Origin of the sequence: Capillimicrobium parvum, from assembly GCF_021172045.1 — a bacterium.
Lineage (GTDB): Bacteria > Actinomycetota > Thermoleophilia > Solirubrobacterales > Solirubrobacteraceae > Capillimicrobium > Capillimicrobium parvum.
The window spans coordinates 5,908,507-5,923,665 of record NZ_CP087164.1; the positions used below are offsets into that span (position 1 = coordinate 5,908,507).

Sequence of the window (15,159 nt, forward strand, 5' to 3'; positions counted from 1 at the left end):
ACTTTCCCGGGCGTGCTTCAACCGGTCAACGTGGGAAGCAAGTCGCTCGCCGACTACACGCACATCGTGGGCCGCGACCTGGCGGAGGAGCTGCGCGCCCTGGCTGAGCCGCTGAAGGGCCTGCGGGTCGCGCATCTGTCTGCGACCGCGTTCGGCGGCGGCGTCTCGGAGATCCTCTACACGCTCGTCCCCCTGATGAAGGACGCGGGGCTCGACGTCGAGTGGCAGGTCATCTACGGGCGCGAGGAGTTCTTCAACGCGACGAAGCTGATGCACAACGCGCTGCAGGGCAACCCGCAGGACCTCTCCGAGGAGCAATGGGGCGTCTGGGAGCAGTACAACCAGATGAACGCGCGCGAGCTGTCGCCCGGCTGGGACGTCTGCATCGTCCACGACCCGCAGCCGGCCGCGCTGTACTCGCTCGTGCCGGAGAAGTCGGCGGGCTGGATCTGGCGCTGCCACATCGACCTCTCGACGCCGAACCCGGCGACGATGCAGCGCCTGCTGCCGTACGTGCGGGACTACCCGGAGTCGCTGTTCCACATGGAGCAGTACGTGCCGTCCGGGATGCGGGGGCGCGCGAACGTCGTCCCCCCCGCGATCGATCCGCTCGCGCCGAAGAACATGGCGCTGTCGCCCGAAGACGCGGCGTACGTGTGCAACCAGTTCGGCATCGACGTCGACCGGCAGATGATCTGTCAGGTGTCGCGGTTCGACCCGTGGAAGGATCCGCTTGGCGTGATCGACGCGTATCGGCTTGTCAAGGAGGAGATCGGCGACGTCCAGCTCGCGCTCGTCGGCTCGATGGCGTCCGACGACCCGGAGGGGTGGGACTTCTTCAACGCGACGCTCGCGCACGCGGACGGCGATCCGGACATCCACATCCTCAACAACTTCAACAACGTCGGTGCGATCGAGGTCAACGCCTTCCAGTCGCACGCGGACGTCGTGGTGCAGAAGTCCATCCGGGAGGGCTTCGGCCTGACGGTGTCCGAGGCGCTGTGGAAGGGCAAGCCGTTCATCGGCGGCGACGTCGGCGGCATCCCGCTGCAGGTGGACAACGGCGTCTCGGGGTATCGGGTGAGCGACGTGGACACCTGCGCGGCCCGCTGCATCGACATCCTGCGCGACCCGGCGCTCGGCAAGGCGCTGGGGCGGCGCGGCAAGGAGCACGTGCGCGAGCACTTCCTCACGCCGCGCTACCTGCGTGATTACCTGCGGCTCTTCGGGGAGATCGGGTCTTCGTGAACGCCGATCGCGCCCCTCTCGTCCTCGTCTCCAACCGTGGCCCGGTGACCTTCGGCGAGGACGGGTCGGTCAAGCGGGGCGGCGGCGGGCTCGTGACGGCGCTCACCGGGCTGGCGTCACACCGCGACGCGGTGTGGATCGCGTCGGCGATGACGGACGGCGACGCGAAGCGCTCGCAGGAGGCCGGAGGGCAGCCGTTCACCGTCGAGTCGCCGGCGGGCGGCGAGTACCAGGTGCGCTTCGTCGAGAGCGACCCCGACGCCTACGACCGCTTCTACAACATCTTCGCGAACCCGATGCTGTGGTTCATCCAGCACTACCTCTGGGACCTCTCGAACGCCCCGGACATCCGCCGTCACGAGGTCGAGGCGTTCGAGTACGGCTACAACGTCGTCAACGAGGATCTGGCACAGGCGGTCGTCGACGAGATCGACGGGCGCGAGGAACCCGTCGTGATGATCCACGACTACCACCTCTACACGCTGCCCGGGCTCGTGCGGCGGGCGCGGCCGGACGCGTTCCTGCACCACTTCGTGCACATCCCGTGGACCCAGCCGGATGCGTGGCGCGTGCTGCCCACCCGCATCCGCGACGAGATCTACGAGGGCCTGCTCGCCAACGACATCGTCGGGTTCCACACGCAGGCCTACCGGCGCAACTTCCTGCAGTGCTGCCGGGATCTCGTCGGGCTGGAGGTCGACTTCGACGCGGGCGTCGTGCGCAACGTCGGCGGCCACGACGTGTGGGTGCGGGCGTACCCGCTGCCGATCGACGCCACGGCGACGCGGCGGGTCGCGCAGTCCGACCGGACGCACCACTTCGAGCAGGAGCTGCTGCGCCGGCGCCGCGACCACCTGATCCTGCGCGTCGACCGCGCCGACCTGTCGAAGAACGTCCTGCGCGGGTTCTCCGCGTTCGACCTCTTCCTCGAGCAGCACCCGGACTTCCGCGAGAAGGTCACGTTCGTGGCCCAGTTGATGCCGTCGCGCACGGACGTGCCGGAGTACGCCGAGTACCTGGAGCGCATCGAGGCGCTCGTCGCGGTCGTCAACCACCGGCACGGCACGCCGGACTGGATGCCGATCCAGCTCAAGCTGCGCGACGACCTCGAGGAGGCCGTGGCCGCCTACAAGCACTACGACGTGCTGCTCGTCAACGCGATGTTCGACGGGATGAACCTCGTGGCGAAGGAGGGGCCGGTCGTCAACGAGCGGGACGGGGTGTCGGTGCTCAGCGAGAACACGGGCGCCCACGAGGAGCTCGGCGAGTTCGCGCTGTCGGTGAACCCGTTCGACATCCAGGAGCTCGCGGCCTCGATCCACGCGGCGCTGACGATGCGCCCGGACGAGCGCGCGCGGCGGGCCGACGGGCTGCGGGAGATCATCACGGGCCGCAATCCGGGCGATTGGATCGACGACCAGCTGGCGGACATCCGGCGCAAGCGCGAGTCGCAGCCGGCGGCGCCGTAGAGCGCGGGCGCTCACCCGAACACGAACTCGGACGGGCCCGGGGCCGGTTGACGCGGCGCGCGTCCGGGGGCCGCAGCCGGTGCGGACGGCGACGCGCTCGGGGCTGGTGCCGGCGCCGGGCTCGGGGCTGGTGCCGGCGCGGGCGCCGGGCTCGGAGCGGGCGCGGTCTGCGGGACGCCCGCGCTCTGCCGCCCGGTGGCCACCGGCCGGCGGGCCGGCGGACGCTGGTCGGTGCGTGCCGCGGTCTGCGTCGGCGCGCTCCGTCGCGCTCCCGCCGCCCGTCGCGCTCCCACCGCCCGTCGCACTCCCGCCGCCCGTCGCACTCCCGCCGCCCGTCGCACTCCCGCCCGCCGCTTCGCGGGGCGTCGCGCCCGCCGCTTCACAAGCGACCGCTCCGCCACGCGCGCACGCGACGGATGCGCGGCGAGCGCTCGGGTCCGGCGCGCGTGCTCCGTCCGCTCCTGCGCACCCTCCGGCCTCGGCTCGGCGGGGCTCTCGGTCACAGTCACGGGGGCGGGGACCGGGCGGGCCGAGATCGGAGCGACGGGTACCGCCGTCGGCGGCGGCAGCTCGGCCTCCTTCGGAGCCAGCCGCGGCCAGGCGAGGATCAGGGCGACGAGCGCCAGGACCGCCGCCGCGCAGGCGACGTTGCCCCATCTGATGCGCTGCGCGAGCGGCTCCATGCCCCGTCCAGGCATGGCGCGCGCAAGGTTCGCCCCCCGGACGCTGCTATCTTCATCCGCCGCACATGGCCCAGCCTCAGCCGACATACGACCTCATGCTCCTGCTCGACCTCGAGTCCACCGAGGACGACCGCGCCAAGGTGCTCGCCGACGCCGAGCGCATCATCACCGAGGGCGGCGAGCTGATCGGCACGCACGAGTGGGGCGTCCGCGAGATGGCCTACGAGATCCGCCACCAGGACTCGGCGGACTACCGCCTGTTCCAGTTCCACGTGAACACGACGGCGACGCTGGACGAGCTCGACCGCGCGCTGTCGATCGCCGACGGCGTCCTGCGCTTCCGCATCATCCGCCTCGCCCCGGGCACGCCCGAGCCGCCGGATCCCGGCGCCGCGAGCCCGGTCGAAGCGGACTTCGAGACCTCGCTGTAGACGACCGGGGCGCGCGCGTCCCGGACTCGGCATCGACGCGGGCCGCTCGACCCGCGTTGCGTTCATCCGCCCGGCCCGCGCCCACCTGCGGGCACCCCGCACATCACCCGCGCAGGCGTCCCCCACTCTCCTACGCCTTCGCGACGATTCCGCGCACGTTCCGCGCACTTCCCGGTCTGCCGCCGACCTCCGCGCTAGGCTCGCCCGCAGATTCGTTCAGTGCCGAAAGGAGGCGCCCGACATGGCCGCCACGAACATCAACCGGGTGATCATCACCGGCAACCTGACCCGCGATCCGGAGCTGCGTGCCACCGGCAGCGGAATGGCCATCTGCGGGCTGCGCATCGCGTGCAACACGCGGCGCAAGGACAACCAGAGCGGCGAGTGGGTCGACAAGCCCAACTACTTCGACGTGACCATCTTCGGCCGTCAGGGCGAGAACGCGGCCCAGTACCTGTCGAAGGGCCGCGGCGTCGCGATCGACGGCCGCCTCGAGTGGCGCGAGTGGCAGGACCAGCAGGGCAACAAGCGCCAGTCCGTCGACATCATCGCGGACAACGTCCAGTTCCTGGGCAGCGGCGGCGAGGGCGGCAACGGCGGCGGCGGCGGGTTCACGCCGCGCAGCGACGTGCCGGTCTCGACCGACGACTTCGCCCCGGTCGGCGGGGGCGGCGGCTCCAGCGCGCCGGCCGACGACGACATCCCGTTCTGATCACCCGCCGCTGAGCTGACGCCGTCGCCGTGACCGCGGTGGCGGCGTCTCGTCGCCCACGGCACGCTCCTCGCCGCCGGCTGTCGCGACGTGCGGCACATCCATCGGACGGATCGGACCTGAACGACGCATCTGCCTACAATGTGGCCTTCGGTCGCGCGACCCCGGCGTTGGGCTGCGCGCGTGACGCAAAGACTTCGACGTAGACGAGAGGCTCGACCACCTTGGCAAAAGCACGTGGCCGCGGGAAGCCCACCCGCCGGCGTGACAAGAAGGGCGGACCCGGCAGCGGCCGCCGCAAGCCCTGCCCGTTCTGCCGCGACAAGATCGAGCAGGTCGACTACAAGGACCTCGCGACGCTGCGGAAGTTCGTCTCCGAGAAGGGCAAGATCCGCTCTCGTCGCATCAGCGGTGCGTGCCGCCGCCACCAGAACCAGATCGCCGGCGCGGTGAAGCGCGCGCGCGAACTGGCGCTGCTGCCGTATGTCGACCCGACCGGTGGGCGCGAGGAAGAGCGCGGCGGTCGCGGCGGCCGCGGGCGCGAGGACCGGGAGCGCTAGCCATGCCCGAGGCCATCCTGCTGAAGGACGTCGAAGGCGTCGGCGAGCGCGGCACGGTCGTCGAGGTCTCCAAGGGCTACCTCCGCAACTTCCTGATCCCGCGCAAGCTGGCGCAGCCGGCCACGAAGGGCGCCGTCGAGGCCGCCCAGGTGCGCATGGCCCAGCTCGAGAAGGCGAAGGCCGAGGCGATCGAGCGGGCGAAGGAGAACGCCGCCACGCTCTCGCGCACGGTGCTGACCATCTCGCAGCAGGCCGGCGACGACGGCCGCCTGTTCGGCTCGGTCACGTCGCAGGACATCGCGGACGCCATCCGCGACGCGCGCGGCCTGAAGGTCGACCGGCGCAAGATCAACCTCGAGGAGCCCATCAAGCACGTGGGCACCTACATGGTCGACGTGGAGATCGCCGAAGGTGCGACGGCCTCCGTGAAGACCATGGTCGTCGAGTCCAAGTAGCCCTCAGACGGTTCCACAGCGCCACCGCAGCCGGCGGTGGCGCCGCCGGAGCGTCGCGTCGCGGAGGAACGCGTTCGGTCCGCCGGGCACGCGCACGCGCGGTCGAGGGCGATCGCGTCGGCCACCGGCAGGGCGTGGCGCCGAGCGGCTCGAGCGGGGGCGGCGGCACCGAGCGGCTCGAGCGGGCGCGGCGGCGCCGAGCGGGGGCGGCGGCACCGAGCGGCTCGAGCGGGCGCGGCGGCGCCGAGCGGGCGCGGCGGCACCGGACCGGCACCGGCACCGGCACCGGCACCGGCGCGGAGCGGACGTTTGCCACACCCGGGCACCGCTTCGTCACGCCTCGACACCAGTTCTTCACAACTCCCCGCTCTGTGCGGCAACTTCGCCTGCATTCGCTCTGGGGCCGTTGCTAGCTTCGATGCGCTCCATGGCCACATCCCCCGAGATCGCGCTCGCGTCGCCCACGTTCCCGCCGCTCAACGGCACCGCCCCGCCGCACAACCTCGAGGCCGAGCAGTCGGTGCTCGGCGCGATCCTCCTCTCCGACCGCGCGCTCTACGCGCTGGTGATCGAGGAGGGCCTGCGGCCCGAGGACTTCTACCGCGAGCGCCACCGCGTCACGTACGCGACGATGCTCGAGCTCTACAACACCAACGAGCCGATCGATCCGCTCACGGTGACCGAGGCGCTGCGCCAGTCGGGCCGGCTGGAGGACGCGGGCGGCGCCGAGTCGATCGACGCGCTCACCGGCTCGGTCCCGCTCGTCGGCAACGCCCGCCGCTACGCCCAGATCGTCAAGGAGAACGCGCTCCTGCGCCGCCTCCTGACCACGACCTACGAGATCCAGGCCTCGGTCACCGAGCGCCGCCTCTCCCCGCGCGACCTCGTGGAGCAGGCCGAGAAGGCGATGCTGGAGGTCGCCCACGACGACAAGCAGCAGGACTTCCGCAGCATCGACGAGATCCTCCACGACGAGCTCGACAAGATGCAGCGCCTGTCCGCCGAGGGCACCGCGCTGACGGGCACCCCGTCCGGGTTCAAGGACCTCGACGAGATCACCGGCGGCTTCCAGCCCGGCAACCTGATCATCCTGGCCGCACGTCCATCGATGGGAAAATCAGCGCTCGTCACGAACATCGCCGAGAACGCGGCCATCGACTACAACCGGCCTGTCGCGCTGTTCAGCCTCGAGATGTCGGAGACCGAGCTCGCGCAGCGGTTCGTCGCGTCGCAGGGCCGGATCTTCGGCGACAAGCTGCGCAAGGGCCGCGTGCAGGACTCCGAGTGGCCGAAGATCCTCGACGCCACGAAGAAGCTGAGCACGGCGCCGCTGTACGTCGACGACTCGTCGGACATCGGCATCCTCGACATCCGCGCCAAGGCGCGCCGGCTGCACCAGCAGGCGCCCGGCGGACTCGGCCTGATCATCATCGACTACCTCCAGCTCATGCGCCCCGACGCAGGCACCGACAGCCGCGTCGAGCAGGTCGGCCAGATGTCGCGCGGGCTGAAGATCCTGGCCCGCGAGCTGAGGGTCCCGGTCATCGCGCTGTCACAGCTGTCGCGCGCGGTCGAGCAGCGCCACGACAAGAAGCCGATCCTGAGCGATCTGAGGGAATCCGGCCAGATCGAGCAGGACGCAGACCTCGTCATGTTCATCTACCGCGACGAGTACTACGAGAAGGACGAGTCCGAGCAGCAGGGGCTCGCGGACATCCTCATCGCCAAGCACCGCAACGGCGGCCTGGGCGACGTCACGCTGACGTTCCGCAAGGAGTACCCGAAGTTCCTCAACTACGCCGGCGAGCGGTACACGTGAGCGCTCGCGGCTCCCGTCCGGCGGCCGGCGGCGCGGTGGACGGGCTCGCGCCGTGCGCGTTCGGCATCTGCGACGGCTCCGGGTTCGTCGTAGACGAGGCGACGAACACGGCCAGCGACTGCCGCTGCCGGCCCCTGCAGCTCGCCAACGCCCGGGCGCGCAGCCTCGAGGCGCGGATCCCTCGCAAGTACCGCGACGTCGCCTTCGACCGCTGGCCGGTGACGGCGATCAGCCCGCCGGTCGTCGACGAGGTGCGCCGCTTCTGCCACCGGGTCGGCGAGAACCTCGACGAAGGACGCGGGATGTGGCTGGTCGGGGACTCCGGGACCGGCAAGACGACGCTGGCCATGCTCGTCTCGAAGGCGGCGATCGAGGCCAAGCGCACCACCGCGATCTACTCGATGCCGCGTCTCATGGCGGTCCTGCGCGAGGCCATCGACACGGAGGAGGGGCTGCTCGGCCTGCTCGACCGGCTCGCCACGGTGGACCTCCTGCACATCGACGATCTCGGCGCCGAGCACCGCACCGACTGGGTGCTCGAGCAGATCTACTCGATCGTCAACACGCGCTACGAGGACCAGCGCTCGATCGTCATCACGACGAACAACATGCCCGCCGAGCTCGAGGAGCAGATCGGGCGCCGGACGGTGTCGCGCCTCATCGAGATGTGCGGCGATCCGCTGCCGCTGTTCGGCACGGACAACCGGCAGGAGTACCAGCCGGACCGCGACGTGGCGTGACGCAGGACCGCCCTACACTCCGGGGGACATGCCTGGGATAGTGATCGTCGGCGCTCAGTGGGGCGACGAGGGCAAGGGCAAGCTCGTCGACCTTCTGGCCGAGCGGGCCGACGCCGTCGTCCGCTTCCAGGGCGGCAACAACGCCGGCCACACGATCATCCGCGATGGGGAGACGTTCAAGTTCCACCTCATCCCGAGCGGGATCCTGTACCCGGGCAAGCGCTGCGTGATCGGCAACGGCGTCGTCATCGACCCGAAGGTCCTGACCGACGAGATCGACGGTCTGCGCGCCCGCGGCATCGACACGAGCGGCCTGCGCATCTCCGCCAATGCGCACCTGATCATGCCCTACCACCTGCTGCTCGACCACGCCGGCGAGGCGCGGCTCGGCAAGCTGCAGATCGGCACGACACGCCGCGGCATCGGACCGTGCTACGCCGACAAGGCGGCCCGCCTCGGCATCCGCGTGCAGGACCTGCTCGACGAGAAGATCCTCAAGAAGAAGATCACCGCCGCGCTGGACCCCAAGCGGCTCGCGCTGCGGCCCTTCGCGAAGGACCCCGCGCTGGACCTCCACACGATGACCGAGGAGTACCTCACCTACGGCCATCGCCTCGAGCAGTACATCGCCGACACGTCCAGCCTCGTCTGGGACCTGCTCGACGGCGGCAGCAACGTGATCTTCGAAGGCGCGCAGGGCGCGATGCTCGACATCGACCACGGCACGTATCCGTTCGTCACCAGCTCGAACCCGGTATCGGGCGCGGCGTGCATCGGCGCCGGCGTCGGGCCGAAGGACATCGACGAGATCTGGGGCATCGCCAAGGCGTACGTCACGCGCGTCGGCGCCGGCCCGTTCCCGACCGAGCTCGACGACGATCTCGGCGCCGAGATCCGCGAGCGCGGCGGCGAGTTCGGCACCACCACCGGACGTCCGCGACGCACGGGCTGGCTGGACCTCGTCGCCCTGCGCTACGCCGCGCGCATCAACACGATGACGGCGCTGGCGATCACCAAGCTCGACGTCCTGTCCGGCTTCGACCGCCTCCATGTCTGCACGCGCTACCGCGGCCACGAGGGCGCGATCTTCGACCACGTCCCGTACCACCAGTCGGTGCTGCATCACGCCACCGCGGAGTACGAGGAGCTCCCCGGCTGGAGCGAGGACCTCGGCGAGGCGCGCACGGAGAGCGACCTGCCGGCCGCCGCCCGCGAGTACCTCGAGTACGTCGCGGACTTCGTCGGCGTGCCGATCGCCGTCGTCGGGGTCGGTCCCGGCCGCGAGCAGGTCGTGTGGATGCCCGCCGGAGCCGAGTCGGTCGCCGCGCCCGCCGCGGCGAGCTGAGCCACGCCGGCGCGCTACGCCGACGGGGGAGCCTCGCCCCGCCGCAGGACGCGCAGCGCGAGCGCCGCGCCGGACAGCATCAGGACCGCGATGAGGCTGATCTGCACGGACACGATCCCCTCCTGCGACCAGTAGACGTCGTCGAGCTTGAGCAGGAGGGCCGACTCGTCGAGCGTCAGCGCCGCGCCCGCGCCGAACGGCAGGGCCAGCCACGTCTCGGCCGCCTCGTCCTCGGTCAGCAGCGCCGCGCCGCCCGCGGCCAGGATCAGCGCGATCCCCGGCACGAAGTGGTGCACGTGGTGCGAGCCGACCATGAGGTTGCGAAACGGGCCGAAGCGCCCGCGGGTACGGATGACCCACGTCGACGCGCGCACCAGCCCGAACGAGATGGTGAAGGAGCCGAGCAGGTTCAGCAGCCGCCGCTCGAGCGGCGACGCGGCGCGGTAGCCCCGCACCGCCACCGACGCCGTCTCGCGCGCCGCCGCGCCCGGCGGGAGGTGCTGCGGCGACCGGCCACGACGCGCAGCGCCTCGTCCGCGGCCACCGCGGCGGTCAGCACCAGCGCCAGCACGCCGAGCACCTGGGTGGGGCGCTCGGCGCGCAGGCGGCGCCGCCGCGCCCAGGGCGGCTCGATCGCTCCGGGCAGGCGGCGTCGTCGGCGAGGCATCGGCGGTCAGGGTAACCGCGGCCGGAGGCGGCGGCCGCGCCCCGGCTCGACGAGCGGCGGCGCCCCAGAAGGTAGGCTGGCGACCGGTGTGAGAGCGCGACGGATCGCCTCAGTTCTGATGATGGTCCTCGGGGCGGTGTGTGTGATCGTCGCCGTCACGTTCGCCTACGCGCGCACGACGGTGCTGGACTCCGAGCAGTTCGCCGCCCGCGCCACGAACACCCTCGACGAGGCTGCCGTGCGCGACCTCGTCGCGACGAAGATCACCGACCAGGTCGTCCTCAAGGCGAACCGCAACCTCGTCGCCGTCCGCCCGCTCATCCAGTCGGCGGCCGGCGCGATCGTCGGCTCCAAGCCGTTTCAGAGCCTGTTCCACCGCGCCGCGGTCGACCTGCACCGCACGGTGTTCACGCGCAATCAGAACACCGCCACGCTGACCCTGGCCGACGTCGGCGTGCTGCTCACCGCCGCCCTCGAGCAGCTCGACCCGAAGATCGCCGAGCAGATCCCCGGCTCGCTCGACATCCGGATCGACACCGGCGACACCAGCGGGAACTCGCTGCAGCTGACCGACCTCGGGGAGGGGGTCGAGGGCCTCGCCTGGCTGTTCGGCATCGCCGCGGTCCTGCTGCTCGGCGGCGCCGTCTTCCTCGAACGCGACCGGCGGCGCGCGATCGTCCATGTGGGGATGGCGGTCGCGGGGTCCGGGGCGGTGCTCGTCCTCGCCTACCAGATCGGGCGCGGCATCATGCTGGACCGCTTCAGCGTGCCGGAGGAGCGCGCCGCGGCCGCCGTGATCTGGGACGCCTTCCTGCAGGATCTGCGCACGTGGTCGCTGATCCTGCTCGCGGGCGGGACCGTGGTCGCCGCGGCGGCCGCCGCCCAGCTGCGCCCCGTCGACGTGCGCAGCCCGCTGCGGCGCGCCTGGGAGGTCATCACGACCGTCCCGCAGACGCCCTGGCGGCGCGCCGGCCGGGCCGTGGTGCTGATCGTCGCCGGCGCGCTCATGATCGCGTGGCGTCAGTGGCTGCTCGACCTCGCGCTGATCCTGCTCGGGATCTACGTCCTCTACCAAGGCGTCGAGGAGCTGCTGCGGATGCTCGCCGAGCGGGCCGAGCGCCGGCGGCCGCCCGCCCCCGAGCCGGCCGCGGTCCCGGCGACGGCCACGGCGGAAGCCGGGGCGGAAGCCGGAGCCGAGCCCGCGACGACGACCGGCGACTACGGCGGCCGCCGGCGCCCCGGGCCCTGGCTCGCCGGCGGCGTGGCCGGGGTGCTCGTCCTCCTGCTGATCGGCGCGCTCTTCGCCTCGGGCGGCACGCAGGCCGCGAAGACAGAGGCGGACATCACCGCCTGCAACGGCCACGCGGAGCTGTGCGACCGCACGATCGACGAGGTCGTCTTCCCCGGCACCCACAACTCGATGTCCGCGCAGACGTATCCGAACTGGCTGTTCTCCCAGCAGGAGAAGGGGATCGGCTCCCAGCTCGACGACGGCATCCGCGCGCTGCTCATCGACGCCCACTACGGCCAGCAGGTCGGCAAGAACGTCCGCACGGACCTCGACCTGCGCAAGGAGCGCGCGACGCTCGAGGCGCAGCTCGGCAAGCAGGCCGTCGACGCCGCGATCCGTATCCGCGACCGCGTCTTCGGCGGCGTCAAGCCGAACGTGCCACGGACGGAGTGGCTGTGCCACGGGTTCTGCGAGCTCGGGCACATCCCGTTGACGCAGGGCCTGTCCGAGGTGCGCGACTTCCTCGTCAAGAACCCGGACGAGGTGCTCATCATCGTCGTCGAGGACAAGGTCGTCACCGCGACCGACATCGAGAAGGCGGTGAAGGCGAGCGGTCTGATGCCCTACGTCTACACCGGGCGGGTCGGCAAGCCGTGGCCGACGCTGCGCGAGCTCATCGCCTCCGGCGGGCGCGTGATCATGATGGGCGAGGACCATGGGGGCGATCCGAAGGTCCCCTGGTACCACCCGGCGTTCCGGTACATGCAGGAGACCCCGTACCACGCGGAGAACCCGTCACAGCTGACCTGTGCCGTCAACCGCGGCGGCACGGAGGGCTCGCTGTTCCTGCTCAACAACTGGATCGACACGACCCCCGCCCCGCGCCCGTCGAATGCCGCCAAGGTCAACGCCTACGACACCCTGCTGCGGCGAGCCCGCGAGTGCCAGAAGGAGCGCGGGCTGCTGCCCAACGTCCTTGCGGTCGACTTCTACAAGACCGGGGACGTCTTCGGGGTGGCCGACACCCTGAACGGCGTCGGGCGCGGCCGGTAGCGCCCCGCAGCCCCGTCCCGCCCACCGCACGCGTGATCCGATGCTCATCCTCCACCATCTGAACGCGGCCGTCGTCGTCAGCGTCGACCTGGTCCACACCGGGCAGGAGCCGGGCCGCGGCGCCGGGTTCCTGCTCCTGCTCGCCTTCCTGTGCTCGTTCGGCTTCATCCGCACGAGCGCCCGCCTCACGCGAAGCGTCTCCTGGTGGCCGGGGGGCGTGCAGACCGAGGGCGGCGTCCACCTGCACCACCTCGTGTGGGGCATCGTCCTGCTGCTCGTCTGCGGCTTCATCGCCTTCGCCACCGATCTCGAGACCCCGTGGTGGCAGATCACCGCGATCGGCTTCGGCATCGGCGCCGGCTTCACGCTGGACGAGTTCGCCCTGTGGGTCCGCCTCCAGGACGTCTACTGGTCCCAGGAGGGCCGCGTGTCGCTCGACGCGGTCATCATGGCGACCGTCTTCGCCGCGCTCGTCGTGCTCGGCGTCCAGCCGTGGGGCCTGGACGAGTCGAGCTCGATCCTCGGCACCGTGGCGTGGGTGGTCATCACGCTCGTGCTGGCCGGGATCACGTTCATCAAGGGCCGGATCCTGTTCGGCGTCGTCGTGATCTTCATCCCCGTCGTGGGGGTATGGAGCGCCATCAGGCTGGCCAAGCCGAACTCACCCTGGGCGCGCCGGTACAGCGACGACAAGCGCGCCCGCGCGCAGCAGCGCTTCCGCCCCGACCGCCCGGGCGCGCGGCTCGGCCAGGACTTCCTGACGCTGATCGGGGGCGCGCCGAGCCTGCCCGACCCGCCGCCGCCGGTCCCGCCCAAGGACCCCAAGAAGGCGGCCGAGACGCCGCCGGCCGACGCACCGGGCTGAGCCATCGCGGCCGGGACGATGGCGTGGGCGGCGTCGCCTGGAAATGACGAAACCCCGCGAGATGCGGGGCTTCGTGCAGTGGGCCGTGTAGGAATCGAACCTACAACCTTGGGATTAAGAGTCCCCTGCTCTGCCAATTGAGCTAACGGCCCGGGGGACCGGACATTTTAGCCGGTGGTCGATCCGGGCCCCGCCCCGGCGCCCGTCGCGCCGCCGGACGTGGTGCCGCCCGAGGCGCCGCCGGACGTCGAGCCGGTCTTGGCCTCGTCGAGCGTCTGCTTGAGCGTGTTCTTCTGGTCCGCGGGGGCGAGCTCGATCGCCCGCTGCGACGCGAGATCGCCCTTGCGGGTCTGGCCGGCCGCGTACGCGTAGACCGCCAGGTTCGCGTAGAGGCCGGACGACGCCGGCTGGCTGTCGATGACGTACTCCTGCGCCGCGACCGCCTTCTGGGCGCTGTTCAGGCCGCCCGGCTGCACGTAGAGCTGCACCATGATGCTGGCGACGTTGCCGTCCACCTTGGCGGGCTTGAGCGCGAGGTACCTCTGCCAGGCGCGGTCGGCCGCCCGCAGCGACGGCAGCGCGTCCTTCGTGTACGTGCCGGTCGCCTGGTCGAAGTTCTTGCCGACCCCGGCGACCTGCGCCTGCGCGCGGGCCAGCGCCGCCCAGGCGGCGGCGTCGGCCGGCGTCCGGTTGACGCGGGTCTGGGCCTTCTCGACGTTCTTGGCGTAGATGTCGCCGCCGCCGCCCCCGCCGCTGTTGCCGCTGATCGCGTCGATCAGGCCGCCGCTCGTGGCCCCGCCGATCCCGAACAGGACGAGACCGCCTCCCATGAGGATCGCGAGCGTGAGATAGATGGCCTGGACGGTGCGACGCCGTCCCCGGCCGCGAAGGTCAAACAGCATGCGTGTCCTCGGGGTCGACGATCTCCACCGCGTCCTTCGGAGCGAAGATCGAAGCGAGCAGGATACTCAGCTCGTACAGGATGATCAGCGGCACCATGTCGATGAGCATCGACACGGGGTCCGTGCCGGGCAGCAGCATCGCCACGACGGCGATCGCCACGAGCGCGTAGCGGCGGTTCTTGCGCAGCTGCTTGACGGTGATGACCCGCAGGCGGGTGAGCGCCAGGATGCCCACCGGAACCTGGAAGACGAGCCCCATGGCGAGCAGGGTCATCGCGACGAACTTGTAGTAGTCGCGGGCCTGGACGAGCACGTTGAACTCGTCGGTGTTGAAGTTCTGCAGGAACCGCACGGCGGCGGGCAGGACGAGGAAGTAGCCGAACGCGACGCCCGCGACGAACAACGCCGGGACCATCAACAGCAAGGGAACGGCCACGCGGCGTTCCTGGGGCGTGAACGCGGGCACGACGAACGCGTACGCCTGGTAGAGGATGATCGGCATCGCCAGGATGAGCGAGAACATCCCGGCGACGAGCAGCGTCATCATGAACGGCTCGCCGATGCCGAGCGTCACCGGCTTGTTGCCCGCGACGCTCGTCGGCAGGGCCTTCAGCGTGCGGTCGATCTCGGCGACTCGCGCCGCCATCTGCGCCCGCGTGGACTCCGACAGCCCGGAGCCCGGCTTGGCGAGCTCGGCGGCCAGCGACCGGTCCGACAGCGCGAGCGCGCGCACGGCCTTTTGCGCGGTGGAGATCTCCCCGAGCGGGCCCTGGCCCTTCTTGATCTGCTTCTGCGTCTGGGACTCGAGCGGGTGGTTGACGATCGTCAGCAGCCGGTCGTTCTGCCAGAAGCAGAGGCCGAACATGACGATCACCGCGATCAGGCAGATGATCACCCGCGAGCGAAGCTCGTCGAGGTGATCGACGAGGCTCAGCCGCTCCTCGTGGCCGATCGGTCGGCGCAGAGCCGTCGAGGCCAC

At 71.1% G+C, this 15,159-nt stretch carries 14 protein-coding genes, 1 tRNA gene and 1 pseudogene; 11 read left to right on the top strand and 5 right to left on the bottom strand.

Annotation, left to right across the window (positions count from 1 at the left end; genetic code table 11):
* The first annotated feature begins 12 nt into the window (after positions 1-12).
* From DSM104329_RS28610 to DSM104329_RS28650, 9 genes and pseudogenes are all read left to right on the top strand, one after another.
* Positions 13-1,248: a glycosyltransferase gene (locus DSM104329_RS28610; RefSeq protein ID WP_259313284.1), complete on the top strand. Its 1,236-nt coding sequence runs from the start codon at positions 13-15 to the stop codon at positions 1,246-1,248.
* The gene (locus DSM104329_RS28615; protein ID WP_259313285.1) at positions 1,245-2,717 is read left to right on the top strand and encodes an alpha,alpha-trehalose-phosphate synthase (UDP-forming); all 1,473 of its coding nucleotides are present in this window, start codon (positions 1,245-1,247) and stop codon (positions 2,715-2,717) included. Before DSM104329_RS28610 ends, DSM104329_RS28615 begins: the two co-directional genes overlap by 4 nt.
* A 748-nt stretch (positions 2,718-3,465) precedes the next feature.
* The gene (rpsF, locus tag DSM104329_RS28620) at positions 3,466-3,831 is read left to right on the top strand and encodes a 30S ribosomal protein S6 (RefSeq protein ID WP_259313286.1); all 366 of its coding nucleotides are present in this window, start codon (positions 3,466-3,468) and stop codon (positions 3,829-3,831) included.
* Between the two features lie 241 nt (positions 3,832-4,072).
* Positions 4,073-4,543: a single-stranded DNA-binding protein gene (locus DSM104329_RS28625; RefSeq protein ID WP_259313287.1), complete on the top strand. Its 471-nt coding sequence runs from the start codon at positions 4,073-4,075 to the stop codon at positions 4,541-4,543.
* Between the two features lie 224 nt (positions 4,544-4,767).
* Positions 4,768-5,028 (top strand): annotated as a pseudogene (gene rpsR, locus DSM104329_RS28915) (30S ribosomal protein S18); the annotation flags it as partial.
* Positions 5,029-5,105: 77 nt separating this feature from the next.
* The gene (gene rplI / locus DSM104329_RS28635; protein WP_259313289.1) at positions 5,106-5,558 is read left to right on the top strand and encodes a 50S ribosomal protein L9; all 453 of its coding nucleotides are present in this window, start codon (positions 5,106-5,108) and stop codon (positions 5,556-5,558) included.
* Between the two features lie 427 nt (positions 5,559-5,985).
* Positions 5,986-7,377, top strand: coding sequence for a replicative DNA helicase (gene dnaB, locus DSM104329_RS28640; protein ID WP_259313290.1), 1,392 nt, complete (start codon positions 5,986-5,988; stop codon positions 7,375-7,377).
* Entirely contained in the window at positions 7,374-8,117 is a 744-nt protein-coding gene (locus DSM104329_RS28645) for an ATP-binding protein (RefSeq protein WP_259313291.1), read from the top strand. Before dnaB ends, DSM104329_RS28645 begins: the two co-directional genes overlap by 4 nt.
* Before the next feature lie 28 nt (positions 8,118-8,145).
* Entirely contained in the window at positions 8,146-9,462 is a 1,317-nt protein-coding gene (locus tag DSM104329_RS28650) for an adenylosuccinate synthase (protein WP_259313292.1), read from the top strand.
* 14 nt (positions 9,463-9,476) lie between these two features.
* On the opposite strand, the gene DSM104329_RS28655 is transcribed toward DSM104329_RS28650, so the two are convergent.
* Both DSM104329_RS28655 and DSM104329_RS28660 read right to left on the bottom strand, forming a co-directional pair.
* Positions 9,477-9,923, bottom strand: coding sequence for a hypothetical protein (locus DSM104329_RS28655; RefSeq protein WP_259313293.1), 447 nt, complete (start codon positions 9,921-9,923; stop codon positions 9,477-9,479).
* Positions 9,872-10,129: a hypothetical protein gene (locus DSM104329_RS28660; RefSeq protein WP_259313294.1), complete on the bottom strand. Its 258-nt coding sequence runs from the start codon at positions 10,127-10,129 to the stop codon at positions 9,872-9,874. Before DSM104329_RS28660 ends, DSM104329_RS28655 begins: the two co-directional genes overlap by 52 nt.
* Positions 10,130-10,247: 118 nt before the next feature.
* Between DSM104329_RS28660 and DSM104329_RS28665 the strand changes: the two genes are divergently transcribed.
* Both DSM104329_RS28665 and DSM104329_RS28670 read left to right on the top strand, forming a co-directional pair.
* Positions 10,248-12,413: a PI-PLC domain-containing protein gene (locus tag DSM104329_RS28665; RefSeq protein WP_259313295.1), complete on the top strand. Its 2,166-nt coding sequence runs from the start codon at positions 10,248-10,250 to the stop codon at positions 12,411-12,413.
* Between the two features lie 40 nt (positions 12,414-12,453).
* Positions 12,454-13,278 (top strand): hypothetical protein, encoded by an 825-nt coding sequence (locus tag DSM104329_RS28670; RefSeq protein WP_259313296.1) that lies wholly within the window; start codon positions 12,454-12,456, stop codon positions 13,276-13,278.
* 79 nt (positions 13,279-13,357) lie between these two features.
* On the opposite strand, the gene DSM104329_RS28675 is transcribed toward DSM104329_RS28670, so the two are convergent.
* The 3 genes from DSM104329_RS28675 to tatC all read right to left on the bottom strand — a co-directional run bounded on the left by DSM104329_RS28675 (position 13,358) and on the right by tatC (position 15,159).
* Positions 13,358-13,430 (bottom strand) — tRNA-Lys (locus DSM104329_RS28675).
* Positions 13,431-13,445: 15 nt separating this feature from the next.
* Complete coding sequence (locus tag DSM104329_RS28680) at positions 13,446-14,180, bottom strand: hypothetical protein (RefSeq protein ID WP_259313297.1); 735 nt, start codon at positions 14,178-14,180, stop codon at positions 13,446-13,448.
* Positions 14,170-15,159 carry a twin-arginine translocase subunit TatC gene (gene tatC, locus DSM104329_RS28685; RefSeq protein WP_259313298.1) on the bottom strand — a complete coding sequence of 330 codons (990 nt, stop codon included), beginning with the start codon at positions 15,157-15,159 and terminating at the stop codon, positions 14,170-14,172. The genes DSM104329_RS28680 and tatC overlap by 11 nt, the downstream gene beginning before the upstream one ends.